This window comes from Corynebacterium sp. MSK041 (assembly GCF_030232265.1).
Taxonomy (GTDB): domain Bacteria; phylum Actinomycetota; class Actinomycetes; order Mycobacteriales; family Mycobacteriaceae; genus Corynebacterium.
The window spans coordinates 1-494 of sequence record NZ_JASPJK010000050.1 but is presented as its reverse complement, the minus strand read 5'-3'; the positions used below and the strand labels follow the sequence as shown (position 1 = coordinate 494).

Annotated in this window: 1 protein-coding gene; it reads left to right on the top strand. The window is 54.5% G+C overall.

The annotated features are described in order from the left end of the window. Window positions 1–156 precede the first annotated feature (156 nt). On the top strand, window positions 157–494 hold a 338-nt coding region (locus tag QP968_RS11145; RefSeq protein WP_284856461.1), incomplete at its 3' end, for a helix-turn-helix domain-containing protein.

Here is a 494-nt window from a genome sequence, read left to right as displayed (position 1 = left end):
GTGTCGATTCGGGGTAGTTGGTACCGTGAGTCCGCGTAGTTGGTACCGGTGTTCCACGTACCCGGTACTGCAAGGGGTTTTCTTTCATAGTTGATGTTGGCGACACCGCAATCCGGTGGTGTCGCGTCAACATCTACTTGGAAGGAGCGGGTCCTTGTGGCCAACTTCAAACAGATCATCGCGATGTGCCTTGACGGTGCAAGCTATGCGCAGATCACACACGCATTGGGATGTTCACGACGAGAAGTATCCCGCGCAAAGAAAGTCATCGCTGATGAGGCACTAACGCCAGAGCGTTTCCGTCAACTCTCATCGGGATGGTTCGATGATCGATTCAGCGACGGCCGGAGTAAGCGGACGATGTCCTACGACCAGCCCGATTTTCAAGCCCTCGCTCGCAAGCTCCAAAGCAAAAAGCACGTGACCAGGCACAAGCTGTGGATGGACTACTTGTCACAGCCGTGTCCGACGGACAAGACAAAGTACCAGTACTC